We start from the raw sequence: 21,241 nt of genomic DNA on the forward strand, positions 1-21,241 counted from the left end.
AACCAATGGCTTAAGGGTCGCCCTGTTAGGTCTCGTCCTGCGCGCGGTGAGGGCCGTAATGGTTCCTCCGCACAAAGCGCCGGTCGTATGAAACGAGGGGCAATGCGGGGCATTTCGACACTGGCGCGGCCGATTGAGGCTGCCCTTCGCGGCGGAGCAAGGTCTCCGCTTCTGGCAGGACTCGCGTGTCTTGCAGTGGTCCTGCTCGCGCTCGGCGCGGCGCTGGCGCTTTACCCGTCCCCGCTTAAGGCCGAGGCTGCTTCCGATGATGCCGTGCCGCGTGCGCACATGGGTGTCGCGACGTGCGCGGGTTCCACCTGCCATGGCCGCAGTGTCGCCAGCGGCACGCCGATCCGGCAGGACGAACTGCTCCGCTGGCAGGAAGAAAGCTCCCCCACCGGCGCGCACAGCCGCGCCTGGCGCGTAATCGGCGAACCGCGCGGGGTTGCGATTGCCCGCCGCTTGGGGCTCGACAGCGCTGGGGTGGTCCGCGAATGCGCCGGCTGCCATGCTTCGAAGGGCGCGGCAAAGCTGGCGGACGGCGTCGATTGCGAGGCATGCCACGGCAATTCGGGCGCTGGCCCCAGCGGCGGCTGGCTCGCCACGCACTACACCGTCGGCACCAGCCATGCGCGCAATGTGGCGCAGGGCATGACCGACCTGACCGTTCCGCGCGTCCGCGCCGGGGTTTGCCTCGATTGCCACCTCTCGGGCGACGGGCAGGGCCAGTTCATCGCGCACCGCATCATGGCGGCGGGCCACCCGCGCATCTCGTTCGAGATGGACCTGTTCAGCACGCTGCAGCAGCACCATGACGAGGATGCCGACTATGTCACCCGCAAGGGTCACAAGACCAATTCGATGCAGATGTGGGCGATCGGGCAGGCCGAGGCCGTCTCGCGCGGGCTCTCGCTCTATATGCAGCCGGCCAAGGCGAACGACGGCGTGTTCCCCGAGTTCACCTTCTACGATTGCCATTCGTGCCACCGCCGCATCTACGACAGCGATGAGGCGAACGTGAGCGCGGTGCCCAATCCGGGTCGGCCGATCCACGCCGGCATGCCGCCCTACAACGACGAGAACATGATCCTGCTGCTGGCCGCCGCGCGAGTCGTCGCTCCGGCCGAGGCGACGACCTTCGATGCGCGCAGCAAGGCGTTCCACCGCGCGATGGGGGTGGGCCGCAGCGAGGCAGTGGCAGCGGCGCAGTCCCTCAGGCAGGCGGCCGAGGCGCTCTCCACGCGCTTTGCCAGCACCGCCTTCAGCCGCGATCAGGCCTTCACCGTGATCGATACGATCGCCAGCGATGCGATTTCCGAGCGCTTCACTGACTATGAGGGCTCGGTCCAGTCGGTCATGGCGCTCGATACCTTGCTCAATGGCATGGTCAACGCAGGGATGGTGACGCCGGGAAGCGCCGGAAACCTGCGCATCCAGATCAACCAGGCCTATGCCGCAGTGCGCGATCCCAACGGGTTCCAGCCGATTGCCTTCCGCCGCGCGCTGGGCGGCGCGGTCCGTTCAATCCGGAGTCTTCGCTGATGGCATATCGCAACTTGTCCGGGCATTTCGCGGCCTGGCTCGCGCTGATCGGTCTCGTGCTGTCAGGCATTGCCCCGGTGGCCGCAACTAGTGCAGCCGCCGCCGTATTCACCGCCCCGCGGCTTGAGGCGCTGACAGTTGCTGACGTCCAGAAGGTGATCGCGCAGGCCGCAGGCGAAGCCACCGCGCGCGGCCGCAAGGCGACGATTGCCGTCGTCGACCGGGTTGGCAACGTGCTCGCGGTCTACCGCATGACCGGCGCGGCAACCACGATGCGCATCACGGCGCCGTCGCAGATCCCGACAACCCTGCCATCGGAAGCAGGCGCGATCGCCAAGGCCATTACTGGCGCCTATCTGTCGTCGGGCGGCAATGCCTTCTCGACCCGCACCGCCAGCATGATCGTGCAGCAGCACTTCCCCCCCGCGCCGAGCACGCCGGGCCTTGAAAGCGGTCCGCTGTTCGGCGTGCAGTTCAGCCAGTTGCCGTGCTCCGATCTCAACACGCGCTTTCCGGGTTCTTCGGCGCCACTCACGGCGATGATCGGCCCGAAGCGTTCCCCGCTCGGGCTGGCTGCGGACCCGGGCGGCTTTCCGCTCTACAAGAACGGCGTCGTTGTGGGCGGCGTCGGGGTCATGGCGGACGGGGTCTACGGGTTCGATCCCAATGTGCTCGATTTCGACAACGATCTTGACGAGATCATCGCCTTCGCCGGTCTGCAGGGCTTTGCTCCGCCGATCGCGATCCGCGCCGATCGCATTCCGGTTGACGGGACGACGCTGCGCTTTTCGGATGCGAGCACCAGCAAGCTTCACCCGCTGAAGTCGAGCTTTGCGGCGCTGGGGGCAGGCGCCGGAGCCTTGATTGCGGTTGCGGGCTACTATGCAGGCACGAGCATCCTGCCAGGCGTTGCCTATGGCACCGAACGCAGCGGCTTCCGTTTCGCCAAGGCGAGCGACTTCAGCAATCCGGAGGCTTTCGTCCTCAGCGACGGCAACGGCGTGAACCGCTTCCCGATTCGCGGCGGCGCCGATGCTGCCGAAGTGGGGACGGCGCTCAAGCCGACCGAAGTGCGCGCGGTGCTTGAAGAAGCGTTCAAGATCATGAGCAGGGCCCGCGCGCAGATCCGCCGTCCGCTCAACTCCCCGGCGCAGGTGACGATCTCGGTGGTCGATAGCTGGGGCACCGCGCTGGGTGTCGTGCGCAGCCCCGATGCGCCCATCTTCGGCACCGACGTTTCGCTGCAGAAGGCGCGCACGGTTGCGTTCTTCTCCAATCGCCGCGCGGGCGATCTGCTGCTGGCCGATCCAGATCCCGGCGTGGCTTCGACGGTGTCGGCAACGCGGGCTTTCCTCGCTGATCCCGCCGCGTTCACCGGCAAGACCGCTTTCTCCAACCGCGCGATCGGCAATCTCTCTCGGCCCTATTTCCCGGATGGCGAAGTGGGGCGTCCCAATGGCCCGCTTTCGGTGCCCATCGCGAAGTTCAGCCCGTTTGCCACAGGCCTCCAGACCGCGCTGATCGCGAAGACCCTGGGCTCCAATCGTTGCACCAATATCCCGCTCGCGCCCAGCGGGCAGCAGCGGCTGGCCAACGGCATACAGATCTTCTCGGGTTCCGTGCCGATCTATCGTGGCAACACGCTGGTGGGCGCCATCGGCGTTTCGGGTGACGGCATCGATCAGGACAACATGATCGGCTTCGTCGGCCTCAACAACGGTGGGCTCAAGGTGGGCGGCATCGGCAACGCGCCCAAACCGATGCGGTCCGATCGTATCGTCGTGAACGTGGGTGTCGGTGTGCGGCTGCGCTACATCAGCTGTCCGTTCGCGCCCTTCCTAGATACCTCGATCCAGAATGTGTGCGAGGGATTGTGAGCTTTTTCGCGTCCCTCGTCGCTCCGATGCTTGCGCTTGCCGCTCCGGTGGCCGAGGGCGCACCGCCGGAGACGCCGGCCACTAACGCGCCGGCTGCTGAACCTGCACCAGCGGCCAGCCCGACCACGGCGGATGACGCGCTGATCGATGGCCGCCGCCGTCCGGGCTATCAGAAGTCGCTCCCGGACAAGGTCGAGCAGGACAATCCCGGCGCGGTCAACGCACCGCCGCCCGAGGCTTTCTACGACAAGTGGGACGGGGAGGGTTCGCCCTCCGATCTCGTGCTCAATACCGGCGTGCCTGATCGCTGGCGTATCGTTTCCTCGCTGTGCCCGGCGGCGACGGGCGACAACACGTTCGGACGGCTGCTGGCCTCGCGGTTCAAGTCGGCCTGCCACTCCAAGCTAGACCCCTTCCACCACAACACGCTGAAGGGCGACCGTCCGCTCGCCGCAGGCAAGAAGCCCGGCTTCCTCAAGGGTGACGACTGGTACTTCATCGCCAACGCGGTGTCAGATACTGTGGTCGAGCCACGCAGCTTCCCGATCCCGGTCGGCAACCAGACGACGACCGACCCCGATTCCAACGATACCTTCGGCCGCAGCAACAGCCTCGTCCTCTCGCAGACGTTCATCGCCGGTTTCTCGCTGCTCAAGGGTGAGACTGCATTCAAGCCGCCGGTCATCGAATACCGCGTGGCCATTGCGGGCAACATCAACCACGTCGAAGTGCCGGAACGGCGCGTGCTCTATGTCGAACCTTCCAAGGGCACCAAGCGCACGGACGGGTTCATCGGGCTGCAGGAAGCCTTCATCGACTACCACCTCGGCGCCTTCGATACGAACCGGTTCGATTTCATCTCGCTGCGCATGGGCATCCAGCCGTTCCAGTCCGACTTCCGCGGCTTCCTGTTCAACGATAACCAACTCGGCGTGCGCCTGTTCGGCAACCGTGACAACAACCGCCTGCAGTTCAATCTCGCGGCGTTCTGGCGGATCGAGAAGGAGACCAACTCCGGTCTCAACAACATCGCCGCGCCGCTGCGCCGGGACTGGATCTTCACCGGCAATCTCTACCGGCAGGATTTCCCGTTTGTCGGCCTCACCAGCCTGTTCTCGGTCACCTACAACATCAACCGGGAAACGCGCATTACGACGGATGCCAACGGCTTCCCGGTGCGGCCCGCGCTGCTTGGTGATCTGCGGCCGCGCAAGTACCGGGTGCTCTACCTCGGCTACGGCGTGGATGGCCACATTGGCCGGCTCAACCTGACCGGACAGTTCTACGGGGCGTTCGGCAAGGATCGGAACAACTTCCTCACCAGCGAGCCTGCGAAGATCCGCGCCTTCTTTGGCGCTGCGGAACTGAGCTATGATCGCGACTGGGCGCGTTTCCGTGCCTCGGCGCTCTACGCCACGGGCGATAGCAATCCTTATGACAATACCGAGCGGGGCTTCGACGCGATCTTCGAGAACCCCCAGTTCGCCGGCGCCGACACCTCCTACTGGATCCGCCAGACGATCCCCTTCGCGGGCGGCGGGCGCGTGATCGGCGTCAACGGGCGCAACGGTATCCTCAATTCGCTGCGCTCCTCGAAGGAGCAGGGGCAATCGAACTACCTCAATCCGGGCACGGCGCTCGCAGGCTTCGGCGGTGATTTCGATCTCACGCCGACTTTCCGCCTGACGGCCAATGCCAATCACCTGTGGTTCGCCAACACCGCCGTGCTGCAGGAACTGCGCAACGAGGGCACGATCCCCCGCTCGATCGGCTGGGATCTCTCGGTCGCCACCATCTGGCGGCCCAAGGCGGCGCAGAACGTGGTGTTCCGGCTTTCCGGTGCGGTGCTGAAGGCGGGCAAGGGCTTCCGTGATCTGTTCGACCAGCGCGGCCACGGCAAGCAGTTCTATTCCGTGCTCGGCAACCTGACGCTGGCTTTCTGATGGGCGACCGACTGACCATGCCATCCCGCCTCCGTATCCCCCGCAAGATAGGACTGGCCTGGCTGGCGCTGCTGCTCGGCGCGCTGGGGGTTCCCACCGCGCTGTGGGCCTCGGGCGAGGAAATCGCGCAGAAGATCGCCTATACCCGCGCTCCGCCCGCACCGCGCGGCCAGCCGGGCGATACGGCGGCAGAGCAATGGGCCTACGTCGACAAGCAGAACTCGGGCTGCGTCAGCTGCCATACCAAGAGCGATCACCGCACCATGCACGCCAGCCCCGCGGTCGTGCTTTCGTGCGCCGATTGCCATGGCGGCAACACCAAGGTGATGGCAGACCGGCGCTGGGCGCGCGGGTCGATGGACTATGTCGCGGCGATGAAGGACGCGCATGTCCTGCCGAAGTTCCCAGTGGCGTGGGGCTGGCCGAGCTCGGCGAACCCGAAGCGTTCCTATGCGTTGCTTGCAAAGGAAAGCCCCGAATTCATCCGCTTCGTGAATCCGTCCGACTACCGCGTCGCCCGTGATTCCTGCGGCGCCTGCCACATGTCGATCATCGAGGCGTCAGAGCGCTCGCTGATGAGCACGGGCGCCATGCTGTGGGGCGGCGCGGCCTATAACAACGGCATCGTGCCGTTCAAGAACTACCTGTTCGGCGAGAGCTTCACGCGTCAGGGCGAACCTGCGCTGCTCAAGTCCGCCTCGAAGCAGATCGGCACCGATGGCAAGCCGATGTGGGGCACCGTCACCCCGGCTGAGAAGGCGCGCGGCGCGCTGCCCATCCTCTATCCGCTGCCCAAGTGGCACACGATCCCGCCGGGCGACATCTTCCGTGTGTTCGAGGACGGCGGCCGGACGATCAACCCGCAGTTCCCCGAAATCGGCCTGCCCAACTCGACCGGCGCGATCCAGCGGCTGGAGGAACCGGGCCGCCCGGACCTCAAGCAATCGAACCGCGGCCCCGCCACCGGCCTGCGCGTCGCGATCCCGGTGCTCAACATCCACAAGACCCGCCTCAACGATCCGTTCCTGTTCCAGATGGGCACCAACGATCAGCCGGGCGATTATCGCTCATCGGGCTGTGCCTCGTGCCACGTGATCTATGCGAATGACCGCGAGCCGCGCCACAGCCTGAACTATGCCAAATGCGGCCGCGACGGGCAGACGATCACGGCGGATCCCACGATCAACAGCTTGCGCGAAGGCGAGCATCGCAGCGGCGGCTATGGCAGCTACGATGCGGCAAAGCACGGGCATGAGACGCGCGTGCGCGGCACTGTGCTTGGCGGCCACGGCAAGTACATGGGCGGCGATGCGACCGATCCTGAGGAAAGCGCCGACCGCGAGGGCGATTGCGCCCGCGCCATCGCCAGTGCCGAGCAGCTGGTCTACGCCCCCGCCGAAGGCCCCGCGCCGCACGGCACGATGGACGAGCACAAGATGAGCCAGGCCGAGGCCCATGCCGCCGCCGGGCTCGACCATGGCGGCCATGCCGCTGGCCCCGTCGCCATGGAAGACCGCGAGCGCGGCCATCCGCTGGTCCACGCCTTCACCCGCGCGATCCCGACTGCGCAGTGCATGAATTGCCACATGCACCAGCCCAACATCTTCCTGAACTCGTTCCTCGGCTACACGATGTGGGACTATGAGTCCGATGCGCCGCGCATGTGGCCCGGGCCGGAGAACACCGCGCCGAAGCCCCCGGGCGCGACCGATGCCGACTGGCAGCGCGCGTTCAAGAAGCAGTTCCACCCGAACATGGCCGAGCAGCGCGAAGTGCTCGATCGCAACCCCGAGGGCGCCTCTCCGCGCGGCTTGTGGCGCGATGTGGAATTCCTGCGCAACGTCTATGACCTCAACAAGGACAACAAGGATACCCAGTTCGCCGACTACCACGGCCACGGCTGGAACTTCCGCGCGATCCTGAAACGCGACCGGCGCGGCAACCTGCTCGACGATGATGGCGATATGTCGAGCTATGGCACCGACAAGGCGCACATCATCGCTCCGGACGATCCGGAGAAGTGGCGCAAGGGCGGCGAGGGCAAGTTCGTCGATGTCGGGCCGGACAATCCCGGCAAGTCGGTCCACATGATGGATATCCACGCGCAGCTTGGCATGCAGTGCGCCGATTGCCATTTCGCGCAGGACAGCCACGGCAACGGCCTGATCTACGGCGAAGTCGCCAATGCCGTCTCGATCGGCTGCAAGGATTGCCACGGCACGCCCGATGCCTTCCCGACGCTGATGACCTCGAACCTCGCCGCACCGGAGAAAGGCGAGAACCTTGCACTGCTGCGCAATGCCGATGGCCAGCGCCGCTTCGAATGGAGCACCGAAAACGGCCGCCGCGTCCTCATCCAGCGCTCGATCATCGATCCCAAGCTCTGGTGGCGCGTGAGTCTCGTCAAGGAATCGGTCGATCCGCAATATCAGGGCGTGATCGAGCCCGGCGGCAAGCCGGTGTTCAATCCCAAGGCCGCGCGCGCCAAGCTCATGGCGAAATCGGGTGCCGACGACGGCCTGTTCCGCTTCGGCCTCGGCGTGCCAAAGGCCGAGCGCGCCCATGCCGACGACGACATGGCCTGCTTCACGTGCCACCTCTCGTGGACCACCTCGTGCGCCGGCTGCCACCTGCCGATCGAGGCGAACTGGAAGTCCGCAACGCACAAGTACGAGGAAGACTACACCCGCAACTACGCGACCTATAACCCGCAGGTCGCGCGCGATGACATGTTCCAGCTCGGCAAGCACCAGCGCAACAAGTCCTCCGGCTCCGATCCGGTGCTGTTCGATGCGGAGGGCAATCCGATATCGGGCAAGGCGATCACCGCGCCGATCCGCTCGACCTCGGCGCTGATCCTCTCCTCAACCAACATCAACCGCGAGCGGATCTACGTGCAGCAGCCGCCGATCTCCTCGGCGGGCTATTCCTCGCAGGCTTTCGCACCGCACTTCCCGCACACCGTGCGCACCAAGGAAACCAAGCAGTGCACCGATTGTCACCTCAGCAAGGATGACGACAACAACGCGATCATGGCGCAACTGCTCCTGCTCGGCACGAACTACGTCAACTTCGTCGGCATGAACGCGTGGTTCGGTCTCGACGGCGGCTTTGAAGCGGTGCGCGTGACCGAATGGGACGAGCCGCAGGCGGTGATCGGCAGCTACCTCCACCGCTACGCCTATCCCGATTTCTACCGCGAGCACGTCGAGAAGAACAACCGCGAGCTCAAGAACTGGACCCGCGGCGCGATCTTCGACAAGCATCTGGCGGGCGAGACCACCGGCCGCGAGGAATTCACCAACATCACGAAGGGCACCTCGGATGCGGTGCACTGCCTGCAGATGCGCGGCGAATACATGTACGTCGCCGAAGGGAAAGGCGGCTTCCGCGCCTATGACATCGCCGCGATCGGCGACAAGGGCTTCTCCGAACGCATCGTGACCGCGCCGTTCTCGCCCTTGGGCCACAACACCCATATCGATACGACCAACGCGACCTGCATGGCGCTGCCGACCAACCAGTCGATCGCGCCGACCCGCAATACGCCAGACATGCGCGAGGCGAACCAGGAGCAGCCGTTCTCGCCGGTCTATCACTACGCCTTCATCACCGATGCGGTGGAGGGCCTGATTGCGGTCAACGTCGATACGCTGGCCGATGGCGAGTTCCGCAACAACTTCTTCCACCGCGCGCTGACCTTCAATCCGGACGGCGTGCTGAAGGGCGCGCGGCACATCACGCTCGCGGGTGACTATGCCTATATCGTCACCGACAAGGCGCTGGTGACGGTGCACCTGACGAAGCCGTGGTCGCCTGCTGCCCCATGCGAAGTCTCCGACAAGAAGGGCGGTGAAACCTGCCTTGATCCGAAGATCACCTCGGTCGTGCCCTTGCGCGATCCCCGCGCCACGGCGATGCAGTTCCGCTACCTCTGGGTGACGACGGCGAACGGCCTCGAGCTGATGGACGTGACCAACCTCGCCAAGCCGGTCCCGGTCCCCTCGGCCACCGTGCCGCTCGAGGATGCGCGCCGCGTCTATCTCGCGCGCACTTACGCCTATGTTGCGGCGAAGAAGCAGGGCCTCGTCATCGTCGATATCACGGCGCCGACCCGGCCTTCGATCTATCAGGCCTTCACCGCAGGCGGCCAGTTGACCGATGCGGAGGACGTCATCGTCGCCTCCACCAACGCCTCGCTGTTTGCCTACGTGGCGGACGGGATCAACGGGGTGAAGGTGCTGCAGCTGACCTCGCCGGCGAGCCAGCCCAACTTCTACGGCTTCTCGCCCGAACCCAAGCCCGAGCTGATCGCCTGGGCCCACACGCCAAGCCCGGCGCTGGCGCTTTCCAAGGGCCTCGACCGTGATCGGGGCGTGGACGAGACCGGCGGCCAGATCGCGATCTTCGGCCGCCTAGGTTCGCGCCCGTTCAACCGTCAGGAAATGGAGGAGCTCTTCCTCAACAAGTCCGGTGCGCCATTCAAGGTCGGCAACACGGTCGACATGTCGCTCTGGGTCGGCGCCAGGACCGCGCCGCAACTGATGGCGGCGCGGCCCTGAGGAGCGGTTGCGTGATCCCTTCAATCCCGCCTGAACCGCTCGTGCCGAGCTTGTCGAAGTACCAACCGCAGCGGTCGTGCCGGCATCCTTCGACAAGCTCAGGATGAGCGGAGCGGGGGTGCGGGGGTGATCGGTAGCTGCCTCAACCCCTCAGGCATCGTCCAGCAGCAGCAGCGCCAGTTCCAGCGTCATGCTCGGTTCGGGCAGCAGGTTCTGGTCCAGCCGCACCACCGCCGCATCGGCAACCAGTGTGCGCGGGATCGTGAACTCGTGCTCGGGCAGCGCGGCCATGAGCTCTTCCGCAGCATCGCAGGCTTCCCAGCCCTGATAGTGCAGCACGATGGAGTGCCGCGTGCCGGCGAAGGTCACGCTCGCCCATGGCGCCTCGCTGTGCTCCATCAGTTCCGCATGCGGGCCGGCCAGCGCCATCAGGGCGCGCAGCATTCGTTCTGAGGGGCTGATCCGCACGCGCGGGTGGGCCATCCCCCCGGCTTCGGATTTGCGCTCGATGGGTGAGGGGGAGACGAAAAGATCAAGCCACATGGCTGGCACTCCGGTAGTTGTTCATGAAATGTTCCACGCGTGCTTGTGTTGCGGGACGGGGTTCGCGGCCATTGCGCAAATCATCGACGAAGCGCGGATCGTGCGCGGCGAGGCGGCCGAATTTGGTGCGCGGCATGCCGTGTTGGGAAATGAACCGTTCGATCTTGCGTATCAGCATGGCGAGACCTCCGAAGGTAAAAAATGGACCCGATGAGTCGTTATAAGATTTTTCTTATGTTGACGGATTATTCCAACAGATCTAGGAAAAATCCTTCGAATATGGAGCAAGGCCGTGAATTCCCGATTCGAGACGCAAAAGGCCGGTGAATCCTTGGCCGGTGAATCCCCGATGGACCCGGCCCGTTCGCGCCTCGTCGCGCTGGCCGCGGAACGGGGGGTGAGCCTCGCCGCGCTCTCGGGTTTGCTCGGACGCAACGCGGCCTACCTGCAGCAGTTCGTGCGCAAGGGCAGCCCGCGCAAGCTGGAGGAGAATGATCGCCGCACGCTCGCTGAATTCTTCGGTGTAGATGAAGCCGAGCTTGGGGCGCCCCCGCGCGATACGGTCGTGACGGTTGGGGTAGGAGCTCCTGTCCGAAACGCCGATTGGGCCGATATTCCGCGCCTTCCGCTAGGCGCTTCGGCCGGTCCCGGGAGCCTGGCGCAAGATGCCGCGCCGACAGACCGCCTGCGCTTTTCCGGCCGCTGGCTGCGCCAGCAGGGGCTGGAGCCCAGCATGCTCAGCGTGATCGAGGTTGAAGGCGATTCGATGGAGCCGACCTTGCGCGATGGTGATGAGATCCTCGTCGACCGTTCCCCGCGCCCCTTGCGCAGCGGGCTTCACGTGATCCGGCTGGACGACGTGCTGCTGGTCAAGCGGCTCGAGTCCGGCCCCGCCGGTACGCTGCTCGTGATCAGCGATAACCCGGCCTATCCCCGCATGGAGCGCGCCCGCGCGGATGTTGCGGTACTCGGCAGGGTGGTGTGGAAGGGGGGGCGGATCTAGGATTTTTCACAGGCCCGCTGCCTCTTGCTTTGGCGCGTGCCAGCCTCCAATTTGGCCCCATGACCGAAACCGCCCCGCAGCAGCCGCTCAAGGCCGCCATCATCCCCGTCACCCCGCTCCAGCAGAACTGCACGCTGATCTGGTGCACCAAGACGATGCGGGGCGCCTTCATCGACGCTGGCGGCGATATCGAACGCCTGCGCGCGGCGATCGAGAAGTCGGGCGTCACGATCGAGAAGCTGCTCGTCACGCACGGCCACATCGATCACTGCGGCATCACCGGCGTGCTCGCCAAGGAACTCGGCGTGCCGATCGAAGGCCCGCACGAGGCGGACCGCTTCTGGATTTCGCGTCTCGATGAGGATGGCAAGCGCTGGGGGATTCGGGGCGAAGTGTTCGAGCCGGACCGTTGGCTGGGCGATGGCGACAAGGTCACCGTTGGCGAGGTCGAGCTTGATGTGATCCATTGCCCCGGCCACACGCCGGGCCACGTCGTGTTCGTCCACCAGCCCTCGCGCTTTGCCGTGGTCGGGGACGTCATCTTCCAGGGCTCGATCGGGCGTACCGATTTCCCCATGGGCAACCATGCCGAGCTGATCGCCTCGATCACCGAAAAGCTCTGGCCGCTCGGCAATGATATCATGTTCGTTCCCGGCCATGGGCCGAACAGCACCTTCGGCCGGGAACGTCAGACCAACAGCTTCGTGAGCGATTACAATCTGATGCAGTAAGCGCCGGTTATCCCAGCGCGCTGATGATTGCCCAGATCGCAAGGCCAAGCTGGGCGAGCAGCGTGATGAGCGTCCCGATCATGCGGCCAATGCCCAGGCTGCCGCCATCCATGCCGATCCCGTGAGCGACGCGGCCAAACATGAACAGGCCAGCCACTGCTGCCAGCGCGGTGCTGCCCGGGTGCGCGAATTCGAGCGCGGCGATCATTACCAGCACCATCGGCGTGTTTTCAGTGAAGTTGGAATGGGCGCGCATGCGCCGGATGACTTTCTCGTTTCCGCCATCGCCGACCGAAACTTTCTCGGACGTGCGCACCTGGCCGCAGCGGATCGAAAGCCAGATGTTGATCAGCGCGGCGGCGGCCACGGCGCTGAGCGTGATGGGCAAGTTCATGATCGTGTTATCCCCTCAAGGTTTTTGTTGTCACACCCCGCGCTTGTCGTAGCGGCCTCGCGCTTGCAAAGCATCCAGAAATCCGTATAGGCGCGCCTTCGCCCGCGATTGGCGACTCCAGCTTGCTGCCGAACTCATCTCGGGCCGCCTTTAACAGGCTCTCGGACAGGGGTTGTGCAGTGGGCGGGTTTTGCCTATCGCGCTTGCCTACAGACGACTTCAAGATCAGGAACAGGTGCCGAGATGGCCGTCCCCAAAAGAAAGACCTCGCCCTCCCGCCGGGGCATGCGTCGCAGCCACGATGCACTGAAGGCTGAAGCCTTCCACGAGTGCTCCAACTGTGGTGAACTCAAGCGCCCGCACATGCTGTGCGGTGCCTGTGGGCACTACAACGGCCGCGAGATCATCGCCGTCGGCCTCTGATCTCGGCTGAGGGGGAGACAGCCGGGTTATGGCTTTGCCGCGTATCGCCGTAGATGCGATGGGCGGCGATGTGGGCGTGCGCGTCATGGTCGAAGGCGCAGCACTCGCGCGTCGCCAGCACGATCAGTTCAAGTTCCTCTTGGTTGGCGACGAGACCGCCATCAAGCAGGCGCTCGAAGCCCACCCCAACCTGCGCTCTGCTTCCGAGATTCTGCATGCGCCCAGCGTTGTCGCGGGCGATGAAAAGCCGACGCAGGCGCTCCGCCGCGCGCGTACCACATCGATGGGTCTTGCCATCGATGCGGTGAAGAGCGGCGCTGCCGGTGCTGCGGTCAGCGCGGGCAATACCGGCGCGCTCATGGCCATGTCCAAGGTAGCGCTGCGCACGATGCCGGGCATTGATCGCCCCGCGCTCGCCGCGCTCGTGCCGACGCTGGGCGATCACGATCTCGTCATGCTCGATCTCGGTGCCAACACCGAATGCGATGCGCGCAATCTCGTGCAGTTCGCAATCATGGGTGCGGCCTATGCCCGCATTGTCCATGGTCAGTCCGAACCACGCGTGCGTCTGCTCAACATCGGCACCGAGGAGATCAAGGGCACCGATGAACTGCGCGATGCCGCCGCCATGCTCAAGCAGGCCGGCGAAGCGCTTGCCTTCCGCTTTGACGGTTTCACCGAGGCGGACAAGCTTTCGCGCGGCGATGTCGATGTCGTCGTCACCGATGGCTTCACCGGCAATATCGCGCTGAAGGCCATGGAAGGCGCAGCGCGCTTCGTGGCCGATCTTCTGCGTCGCAGCTTCTCCAGCTCGCTGCGTTCGAAGTTCGGCTTCCTCATTTCAAAACCGGCGACCGAGCTGCTCAAGCATCATCTCGATCCCAACAATCATAACGGTGCGGTGTTCCTTGGTCTCAACGGTGTTGTCGTGAAAAGCCACGGAAGTGCGTCGGCGCTGGGCGTTGCTCATGCGGTCGCGGTAACCGCGCGGCTCCTCTCTGAGCGGCTGACCGAGCGGATTGCGGCCGACCTTGCCGAAGTGGGGCAAGACGCCATGCGTAGCGCAGCTACCCTCGTTCGGCCTGCGCCGGAAACACCGGGAGGCCCGGCATGACGCTGCGTTCCGTCATTCGCGGCAGCGGCTCGGCCCTGCCGTCCCGCGCTGTTTCAAATGCCGAAATGTCGACCATGGTCGATACGACCGACGAGTGGATCGTCGAGCGGACCGGCATCCGCAACCGCTACATCGCGGGTGAGGGCGAGACGACTGCCACGCTCGCCACCGAGGCTTGCCGCAAGGCGCTTGAAGCCGCCGGGATCGAGGCTGCCTCGATCGATCTCATCGTGCTTGGCACCTGCAGTCCGGACCAGACTTTCCCGGCCACCGCTACCATCGTCCAGAACGCACTCGGCTGCCGCGGCGGCATCGCGTTCGATGTCGCGGCGGTCTGCTCGGGCTTCCTGTATGCGTTCGGCACGGCAGACGCGATGCTGCGCACCGGCATGGCCAAGCGCGCGCTGGTGATCGGCGCGGAAACCATGAGCCGCCTGCTCGATTGGGAAGACCGCGCCACCTGTGTGCTGTTTGGCGATGGCGCGGGTGCGGTCGTGCTCGAGGCGGTCGAAACCGACGAGAGCGATCCGGCAGCCCCCGGCATTCTCGCCACGCGTCTCCATGCCGATGGCGCGCACAACGAATTGCTGCACATGGATGGCGGGCCTTCGTCCACCGGCACCATCGGCAAGCTGCGCATGAAGGGCCGCGAAGTGTTCCGTCACGCCGTGGTGAACCTTGCCGCCGTGCTTGAGGAAGTGCTCGTGGCAACCGGTTACACCGCTGCAGAGATTGACTGGGTCGTCCCGCACCAGGCCAACGCGCGTATCCTCGATGCCACGGCGCGCAAGCTGGGCCTGCCCGAGGAAAAGGTCATCGTGACGGTCGACCGCCACGCCAATACGAGCGCTGCCTCGGTGCCGCTCGCGTTTGACACTGCGGTGCGCGATGGCCGCATCAAGCCCGGCGATCTCGTCATGTTCGAGGCCATGGGCGGCGGATTTACGTGGGGAGCAAGCCTCATCCGCGTTTGATCGTGCCGGTTCGGAAACTTTTCCCTTACAGTTTTCGTTGCAGACCAATGCATTGGCCGATAAAATAATGTGTAAAGCGGATTGTAAAGCGTTGCGGACACTGTATTGTGTCAAGCTGGCTTGTCGCTTTTTACATTGGGGGAATCGAGGATGCGTTCGGTAGGAACACTCACTCGCGCGGATCTTGCAGAGAGCATCAATCGCCGCGTCGGGCTTTCGCGGGCTGATTCACTGGGGATGGTTGAATCCATTCTCGATCACATGTGCGAGGCGCTCGCCGAGGGCGAAAACGTAAAGATTTCCGGATTCGGAACCTTTCTGTTACGAGACAAAGCAGAACGCGTCGGTCGCAATCCCAAGACTGGTGTGGAAGTACCCATCACCCCGCGCCGCGTAATGACGTTTCGCGCAAGCCAGATGCTGAAGGACCGGATTGCAGCAAGCAGTTGAAATCGAAGGGTCTGTGCCGAACACTGCTCCTGCCTTCGCTGATGGCAAGGAGCCTGATGCGCTGCGCACGATCGGCGAGGTAGCCAAGGCGCTTGGCCTGAAGCAGCACATCCTGCGCTATTGGGAAGAGCAGTTCCCGATGCTCCGCCCGCTGACGCGCGCGGGCGGCCGGCGTTACTATCGCCCTGAAGACATTGCGCTCGTCACCCGGATCGACCAGCTGCTCCACCGCGAGGGTTATACGATCCGCGGCGCACGTCAGGCGCTTTCGGGCAAGGGCGGGGCCAAGCCCGCTCGGGCCGCCGCGCCCGCACCTGAAGCTACCGCGCCCGCCGCACCGATGCCGGCTGAAGATGAAATCATCGCCGCCATCCGCATCCTGCGCCGCCACCTCGAAACGATCCGCGAACGTCTGGCCGCCTCGCTGGAGGATTGAAGGCTTCGGCACTGACGCGCAGCTGACATGAGAGGCAGGGCCCTTGCAACTCGCCACTTCGTTTTGCTGCACGGCCGCCCTGATTGCCGCCACGTGCGCCACTGCAGCCAATCCGCCTGATGCTCGACCCGCAGCGCTGCCGTCATTCGCGCCCAGCGTGGAGGATATCGTCCAGCCCGGATGGAAACAGGTCACGCTTAAGAGCGGTGATCTTGACGGTGATGCCAAACCGGACGTCGCGGTGCTGATGCGGTCTACCGCAAGGGACAGGATCAAGCCCCTTCCGCCGGGGTCGAACTACCCCTTGGACGATACCAACCCCTACGTTCTCGCCATCGGCCTCGCACGCCCGAACGGCTATGATCTTGTCTACTCAAAGCGCGATCTGTTTCCCAACGAGACTGCGCCCAGCCACGGCGATGATGCTCCGGATGATGGCTCGGTTGATATCCGCCGGGGTGTCCTGACCTTGAATTTCGGCCACTTGCGCGGCTATGATCGCTTGCGTTTTCGCTGGGATGGCAAGGCATTCAGGCTGATCGGATTGGATTGTGCCGGGGTGACCGGCGGCGAGATCACAACGCTAAGCGCGAATTATCTGACTCGTAAGGCCAGATACACCCACGCGGCCATCTCGGACGACAGGGAAAAGGCGAGCATGATCACGATTGCTCCCGCCAAGCGTCCGTCGCTCGATCAGTTCGACTGGATCGAGGAATGGAGCGGTCACGACAGCCGTGGCAACACGTTGAGCTGCTGATGTCCCGCGCCGAAGCGTCGGCCTGAATCCTCAAGCCTCAATCGTTCAGCGTCGGCCCCAGGTCCGGGTCCAGATCGCGCGGGCGCATCATCGACACCAGCTTCGCGCAGCGTTCGTCGATATCCGCCCAGCGGTCGATGGCGAGTTCCATCACCGCGAACGTTGCGGTGGGGAATTTCACTTCCACTTCTTCGCGCAGCGGGCTGGTGCCGTCGTCAGGCACGAGATCGAAGATGAGGTCTTCCAGCCCCGGATTGTGCCCGATCATCAGCACGCTGGCTGGTTCGCCCGATAGCTCGCGCAGCAAGTCGATCAGTGTTGCCGAACTGGCGAGGTAGATTCGCCGGTCCCACTCGACCGGGAAGGTATGCCCCCAAGCCTTGCTCGCTTCCTCGATCGTCTCTGCCACCCGCACGGCGGGCGAGGCAAGGATGCGCTCGAAGGTGAGGCAGGTGCTCTTGATGTATTCGCCCATCGCGCGCGCGCCGCGCACGCCTCGCTCGTTCAGCGGCCGATCAAAATCGCGCGCCCGCGCGTCGGACCAGTCGGACTTCGCGTGGCGCAGAAGAGCGAGCTTTTTCAAGGGTGAGTCTCGTCGGTTTGGTCCACTGCCGCAGGTGCAGCCGCGCCGCCAGAAACACTGCCCGCGACGCTTTGTAAAGCCGCATCGAGCGTCACGCGGCGCACCGGCGTACCCGGCGGGAAAGCGCTCAGCAGGCGCGAGGGGAACGCGGACGACAGCACCACGAAATGCCCTCGGTCGCTCCCCGTACGGATCAGCCGGCCGAAAGCCTGCGCCAGCCGCGCACGGATGATGCGGTCGTCGTGCGCCTGCCCACCGCCACGGCTATCGCCCCCGAACTTCTCCGCATGGGCCAGCCGCCGCGCACGGTGAAGGATGGACGGCTTGGGCCAGGGCACCTGCTCCATCACCACCAGCCGCAGCGAATGGCCCGGCACGTCCACCCCGTCGCGCAGGGCATCGGTGCCGAGCAGCGAGGCGCGCGGATCATCGCGGAAAATGTCGACCAGCGTACCCGTGTCGATCGGATCGACATGCTGGGCAAACAGCGGCAACCCGCCGCGCGCCAGCCGGTCAGCGATCCGGCCATAGACCGCGCGCAGCCGCCGGATTGCGGTGAACAGCCCCAGCGCGCCGCCGCCCGAAGCCTCGATCAGCCGGCCATAGGCATTGGCGAGCGCCGGAATATCGCCCTTGGGCACGTCGGTCACGATCAGCACTTCGGCATTCTTCGCATAGTCGAACGGGCTCGGCGCGGCGAACACCTCGGGCCGCACGCCCAGTTGCGGCGCGCCGCTGCGCTCCACCGCGTTCGACCAGTCTCCATTCTGCGTCTCGGCGCCGTCCGTCAGCGTCGCGGAGGTCATCATCACCCCGTGCGCACCGGCCAGCACGGCCTCGGCAAACGGCTTCATCGGATCGAGATAGCGCCGGTGCAGCCCGATATCCCACTCGCGCCCCTCGGAGCGTTCCAGCGCCAGCCAGTCGACAAATTCGGGATCGCCCGGGCCGCCGAGCCGCGCGAGGAGCGCGATCCATCCGGCGATCAGATCGGTGCGCCAGCCAATCGCCCCGCGCGCGCCTTCGATCCGCGCTCGCGCCGGGCCATCGAGCCAGTCCGGCGCGTCCTCGATCAAGGCCTCCAGCCGCAGCGAAAGCCGCACCAGCGGCTGGCGCAGCGCCTCCAGTGCTTCCTGCGCGCGGCCAGCCACTTCGATGAAGCTGCCGCCAAGCTGGGCCGCCTCGGTCTCCAGTCCGTAACCGGCTTCCTGCCCGCCGCTCTCGTCGCGCGCGAGGACGAGTTCGCGGGTCTCTGCCAGCAGGTCCTCGATGGGGCCAAATGGCGCGCCTTCCACAATCCGCGCCAGCCACCCGTCGCCCGGCAGCGCACTGGCTGCCTCGCGCGCATCGGCAATCGCGCGCGCACCGTCCGTGTCGTAGCTTGCCACATCGGCCAGCCGCGCGGCAAGGCCCCGCCGCCGCCCGCGCTGGCTGCCTTCGGGGCCGATGACCCAGCGCCTGAGCTCCACCGTCTCCGCGCCCGTCAGCGCGGAGGCAAAGGTGCTGTCCGCCGCCTCGAACACGTGATGGCCTTCGTCGAACACGATCCGCGTCGGCCGCTGCGCCGGTTCGCGCGCACGGGCCGCGTTGATCATCACGAGGGCATGGTTGGCGATCACCAGTTCCGCCCCGGCGGAGGCGCGTGCTGCCCGTTCGATGAAGCACTTCCGGAAATGCGGGCACCCGGCATAGACGCATTCGCCGCGCTGGTCGGTCAGTGCGGTGATTCCCCGCTTTCTGAACAGCGTGCCGAGCCAGCCCGGCAGATCGCCGCCGATCATGTCGCCGTCTTGCGAATAGGCCGCCCAGCGCGCCACGAGCTGCGCCATGATCGCGGGCCGCCCGGTAAAGCCGCCTTGCAGCGCATCTTCCAGATTCAACAGGCAGAGGTAATTCTCGCGCCCCTTGCGCACCACCACCGGTGGGCCGGTCCGTTCCGCACGCTCAGGCGGAAACGCCGCGCGGCTCTCGCGCCGGAGCTGGCGTTGCAGCGCCTTGGTATAGGTCGAAACCCAGACCGTTCCGCCCGATTGCTGCGCCCAGAGCGAGGCGGGGGCGAGATAGCCGAAAGTCTTGCCCGTGCCGGTCCCCGCCTGCGCCAGCACCATGTGCGGCTGGTGCAATTGGCCGCGCGGCGCAAACATCGCGCCTGCCGCCCGCGCATAGGCCTGCTGCGCCGGACGTTGTTCCGCACCGCTCCCGGTCAGTTCGGCGAGACGCGCAGCAATGGCGTACTCGTCCAGCACAATCTGCGCAGGCTGCGGCCGCTCGGGTGCTTCCTCCCACTCGGGCAAGCGCGTGAAGAGCCAGCGCTCGGCGCGCTGCGGCTGGGCGATCCTCGGGGCAAGCAGCCCGGCCCAGGGCCAACGCAGCCGCACCAGCGATTGCAGCGCGCTCCATGCCCCCTCGCGCTCGGCCCAGGCCGGATCCTCGCAGGTCGCGAGCAGCACCTGCGCCGCCGCCTGCAACAACTCGGGCACGCCATCGTCGGTGCGCGGCTCGGCAAGGCCGAGCGCCTGCGCCAGGCCCTTTGGCGTTGGCACCATGAACTGCGCCGGATGGATGAACGCAAACAGTTCCAGCAGATCGAGCCCGGAGAGATCGGGATAGCCCAGACGGCTGGCGATCAGCGGCGCATTCAGCAGCAGCAGCGGGGTATCGGCCGCCGCCATGATCGCCTCACCCTTGCCCACCGGGCGCGTGCTCCAAAGCCCGTTCTGAAGCGGTCCCCGCAGCCAGCAGCCACTGTGGCTGGCGTGGATCGCGGGGAGGGAGGGTGCAGCCATGACATCCACTAGAGAGGAAAGCCCCGGGCGGGGCAAGCCGTGGCCTTACGTGCTTTCCCCCATGGGCGTCACACCTGCTTGCAGGGCGCTTGCCTTAAACCCGGCAAGGTTCGGTCGTTCTGGCCTTGCGGGACATGAACGGGGGCCACCGCGCCTCATCCCATAGTGGAGAATGGGCATCATGGCAGTCATCAATACCAATATCAGCGCGATCCGCGCTTCCAACGCTTCCAACATGGCATCCAAGATGTCGGGTGTCGCGATGGAGCGCCTTTCGACCGGCAAGCGCATCAACGGCGCCAAGGACGACGCCGCCGGCCTTGCGATCACCACGACCATGACATCGCAGATCAGGGGCATGGGGCAGGGGATCCGTAACGCCAACGACGGTATCAGCTTTGCGCAGACCGCTGACGGCGCGCTCAACGAAGTTACCGCGATGCTGCAACGCATCCGTGAACTGGCGATCCAGGCGAAGTCGGAGACTTATACCGACACCGACCGCACCTCGATGCAGTCCGAAGTCGCCAACCTCACCGCGCAAATCAGCGAAGTGCTGGAAAAGACCACGTTCAACGGCACCAATCTGTTCACCGTGATCGGTGCGGCGCCGGCTGCTGACGGTTCGGACGATGCGACTTTCTCGATCCAGACCGGCAGCAACACCACCGATACGGTGGACCTCCGCAGCAAGGCGATCAATGGCACCAAGCTGTTTGGCGGCACCAACACCACCTACGATTCGACGACAAACCCGCAGGCGATCGATGTCAGCTCGGCGACGAAGGCCGGCACCACGATCGACAACGTCGATGCCTCGCTCACTGCAATCAACGTCGCGCGTGCCGAGTTCGGATCGGGCCAGAACCGCCTCGAATCGGTGATCAACAACCTCACCGACAACGTGACGAACCTCTCTGATGCACGCAGCCGCATCCTCGATACCGATTACTCGGCCGAAACTACGATGATGGCCAAGGCGCAGATCCTGAGCCAGGCCTCGACCGCGATGATTGCCCAGGCCAACCAGGCCCAGCAGAACGTCCTCTCGCTGCTCAAGTAAGCTTCGCTCCCCTCCCGCTCATCCTGAGCTTGTCGAAGGAGGGAGGGGCTGGGGGTG

At 65.3% G+C, this 21,241-nt stretch carries 18 protein-coding genes; 13 read left to right on the forward strand and 5 right to left on the reverse strand.

All coding sequences use genetic code 11. The features are described from left to right. Positions 1–102: 102 nt before the first annotated feature. From NSE01_RS08815 to NSE01_RS08830, 4 genes are read left to right on the forward strand one after another with little or no spacing between them, the layout of a single operon-like run. Positions 103–1,542, forward strand: coding sequence for a multiheme c-type cytochrome (locus NSE01_RS08815; RefSeq protein WP_147159228.1), 1,440 nt, complete (start codon positions 103–105; stop codon positions 1,540–1,542). Then, positions 1,542–3,419: a heme-binding protein gene (locus tag NSE01_RS08820; RefSeq protein ID WP_147159229.1), complete on the forward strand. Its 1,878-nt coding sequence runs from the start codon at positions 1,542–1,544 to the stop codon at positions 3,417–3,419. The genes NSE01_RS08815 and NSE01_RS08820 overlap by 1 nt, the downstream gene beginning before the upstream one ends. 26 nt (positions 3,420–3,445) lie before the next feature. Next, on the forward strand, positions 3,446–5,362 hold the full coding sequence (locus NSE01_RS08825; protein WP_147159395.1) for a hypothetical protein: 1,917 nt from the start codon (positions 3,446–3,448) through the stop codon (positions 5,360–5,362). Between the two features lie 17 nt (positions 5,363–5,379). Further along, entirely contained in the window at positions 5,380–9,924 is a 4,545-nt protein-coding gene (locus tag NSE01_RS08830; protein WP_147159230.1) for an LVIVD repeat-containing protein, read from the forward strand. Between the two features lie 150 nt (positions 9,925–10,074). Here the strand turns inward: NSE01_RS08830 and NSE01_RS08835 are convergent, their stop codons facing one another. After that, positions 10,075–10,467, reverse strand: a complete 393-nt coding sequence (locus NSE01_RS08835; RefSeq protein ID WP_246135120.1) for a hypothetical protein — start codon at positions 10,465–10,467, stop codon at positions 10,075–10,077. Next, positions 10,457–10,645 (reverse strand): hypothetical protein, encoded by a 189-nt coding sequence (locus tag NSE01_RS08840; RefSeq protein ID WP_147159231.1) that lies wholly within the window; start codon positions 10,643–10,645, stop codon positions 10,457–10,459. Before NSE01_RS08840 ends, NSE01_RS08835 begins: the two co-directional genes overlap by 11 nt. 171 nt (positions 10,646–10,816) lie before the next feature. On the opposite strand from NSE01_RS08840, the gene NSE01_RS08845 reads away from it, so the two are divergent. Both NSE01_RS08845 and NSE01_RS08850 read left to right on the forward strand, forming a co-directional pair. After that, a complete protein-coding gene (locus tag NSE01_RS08845) occupies positions 10,817–11,470 on the forward strand; it encodes a S24 family peptidase (RefSeq protein WP_147159397.1) in 654 nt (217 codons plus the stop codon). Between the two features lie 59 nt (positions 11,471–11,529). Beyond that, positions 11,530–12,201 (forward strand): MBL fold metallo-hydrolase, encoded by a 672-nt coding sequence (locus tag NSE01_RS08850; protein ID WP_147159232.1) that lies wholly within the window; start codon positions 11,530–11,532, stop codon positions 12,199–12,201. Between the two features lie 7 nt (positions 12,202–12,208). On the opposite strand, the gene NSE01_RS08855 is transcribed toward NSE01_RS08850, so the two are convergent. Next, entirely contained in the window at positions 12,209–12,595 is a 387-nt protein-coding gene (locus NSE01_RS08855; protein ID WP_147159233.1) for an MAPEG family protein, read from the reverse strand. Positions 12,596–12,838: 243 nt separating this feature from the next. Between NSE01_RS08855 and rpmF the strand changes: the two genes are divergently transcribed. From rpmF to NSE01_RS21265, 6 genes are all read left to right on the forward strand, one after another. Next, a complete protein-coding gene (rpmF, locus tag NSE01_RS08860) occupies positions 12,839–13,018 on the forward strand; it encodes a 50S ribosomal protein L32 (protein ID WP_054121704.1) in 180 nt (59 codons plus the stop codon). A 28-nt stretch (positions 13,019–13,046) separates the two neighbouring features. Then, on the forward strand, positions 13,047–14,132 hold the full coding sequence (plsX, locus tag NSE01_RS08865; RefSeq protein ID WP_147159234.1) for a phosphate acyltransferase PlsX: 1,086 nt from the start codon (positions 13,047–13,049) through the stop codon (positions 14,130–14,132). Further along, positions 14,129–15,106 (forward strand): beta-ketoacyl-ACP synthase III, encoded by a 978-nt coding sequence (locus tag NSE01_RS08870; protein ID WP_147159235.1) that lies wholly within the window; start codon positions 14,129–14,131, stop codon positions 15,104–15,106. Before plsX ends, NSE01_RS08870 begins: the two co-directional genes overlap by 4 nt. Before the next feature lie 150 nt (positions 15,107–15,256). Further along, a complete protein-coding gene (locus NSE01_RS08875) occupies positions 15,257–15,556 on the forward strand; it encodes an integration host factor subunit alpha (RefSeq protein ID WP_147159236.1) in 300 nt (99 codons plus the stop codon). Between the two features lie 13 nt (positions 15,557–15,569). Continuing rightward, on the forward strand, positions 15,570–15,992 hold the full coding sequence (locus tag NSE01_RS08880; protein WP_174812022.1) for a MerR family transcriptional regulator: 423 nt from the start codon (positions 15,570–15,572) through the stop codon (positions 15,990–15,992). A 43-nt stretch (positions 15,993–16,035) separates the two neighbouring features. After that, positions 16,036–16,752 carry a hypothetical protein gene (locus NSE01_RS21265; protein WP_170233796.1) on the forward strand — a complete coding sequence of 239 codons (717 nt, stop codon included), beginning with the start codon at positions 16,036–16,038 and terminating at the stop codon, positions 16,750–16,752. Between the two features lie 37 nt (positions 16,753–16,789). Here the strand turns inward: NSE01_RS21265 and NSE01_RS08890 are convergent, their stop codons facing one another. Both NSE01_RS08890 and NSE01_RS08895 read right to left on the reverse strand, forming a co-directional pair. Continuing rightward, a complete protein-coding gene (locus NSE01_RS08890; RefSeq protein WP_147159239.1) occupies positions 16,790–17,335 on the reverse strand; it encodes a SixA phosphatase family protein in 546 nt (181 codons plus the stop codon). Continuing rightward, on the reverse strand, positions 17,332–20,121 hold the full coding sequence (locus NSE01_RS08895; protein WP_147159240.1) for an ATP-dependent DNA helicase: 2,790 nt from the start codon (positions 20,119–20,121) through the stop codon (positions 17,332–17,334). The genes NSE01_RS08890 and NSE01_RS08895 overlap by 4 nt, the downstream gene beginning before the upstream one ends. Positions 20,122–20,302: 181 nt before the next feature. On the opposite strand from NSE01_RS08895, the gene NSE01_RS08900 reads away from it, so the two are divergent. Then, positions 20,303–21,184: a flagellin N-terminal helical domain-containing protein gene (locus NSE01_RS08900; protein WP_147159241.1), complete on the forward strand. Its 882-nt coding sequence runs from the start codon at positions 20,303–20,305 to the stop codon at positions 21,182–21,184. Positions 21,185–21,241: the final 57 nt, after the last annotated feature.

Source organism: Novosphingobium sediminis (genome assembly GCF_007991615.1).
Classification (GTDB): Bacteria; Pseudomonadota; Alphaproteobacteria; order Sphingomonadales; family Sphingomonadaceae; genus Novosphingobium; species Novosphingobium sediminis.

Excerpts from the sequence above, each read along its gene's own strand:
- NSE01_RS08815 (WP_147159228.1), top strand. The coding sequence starts at position 103 with ATGCGGGGCATTTCGACACTGGCGCGGCCGATTGAGGCTGCCCTTCGC.
- NSE01_RS08820 (WP_147159229.1), top strand. The coding sequence starts at position 1,542 with ATGGCATATCGCAACTTGTCCGGGCATTTCGCGGCCTGGCTCGCGCTG.
- NSE01_RS08845 (WP_147159397.1), top strand. The coding sequence starts at position 10,817 with ATGGACCCGGCCCGTTCGCGCCTCGTCGCGCTGGCCGCGGAACGGGGG.
- plsX (WP_147159234.1), top strand. The coding sequence starts at position 13,047 with ATGGCTTTGCCGCGTATCGCCGTAGATGCGATGGGCGGCGATGTGGGC.
- NSE01_RS08875 (WP_147159236.1), top strand. The coding sequence starts at position 15,257 with ATGCGTTCGGTAGGAACACTCACTCGCGCGGATCTTGCAGAGAGCATC.
- NSE01_RS08870 (WP_147159235.1), top strand. The coding sequence starts at position 14,129 with ATGACGCTGCGTTCCGTCATTCGCGGCAGCGGCTCGGCCCTGCCGTCC.
- NSE01_RS08900 (WP_147159241.1), top strand. The coding sequence starts at position 20,303 with ATGGCAGTCATCAATACCAATATCAGCGCGATCCGCGCTTCCAACGCT.
- NSE01_RS08840 (WP_147159231.1), bottom strand. The coding sequence starts at position 10,645 with ATGCTGATACGCAAGATCGAACGGTTCATTTCCCAACACGGCATGCCG.
- NSE01_RS08825 (WP_147159395.1), top strand. The coding sequence starts at position 3,446 with ATGCTTGCGCTTGCCGCTCCGGTGGCCGAGGGCGCACCGCCGGAGACG.
- NSE01_RS08835 (WP_246135120.1), bottom strand. The coding sequence starts at position 10,467 with ATGTGGCTTGATCTTTTCGTCTCCCCCTCACCCATCGAGCGCAAATCC.
- NSE01_RS08855 (WP_147159233.1), bottom strand. The coding sequence starts at position 12,595 with ATGAACTTGCCCATCACGCTCAGCGCCGTGGCCGCCGCCGCGCTGATC.
- NSE01_RS08850 (WP_147159232.1), top strand. The coding sequence starts at position 11,530 with ATGACCGAAACCGCCCCGCAGCAGCCGCTCAAGGCCGCCATCATCCCC.
- NSE01_RS08830 (WP_147159230.1), top strand. The coding sequence starts at position 5,380 with ATGCCATCCCGCCTCCGTATCCCCCGCAAGATAGGACTGGCCTGGCTG.
- rpmF (WP_054121704.1), top strand. The coding sequence starts at position 12,839 with ATGGCCGTCCCCAAAAGAAAGACCTCGCCCTCCCGCCGGGGCATGCGT.
- NSE01_RS08895 (WP_147159240.1), bottom strand. The coding sequence starts at position 20,121 with ATGGCTGCACCCTCCCTCCCCGCGATCCACGCCAGCCACAGTGGCTGC.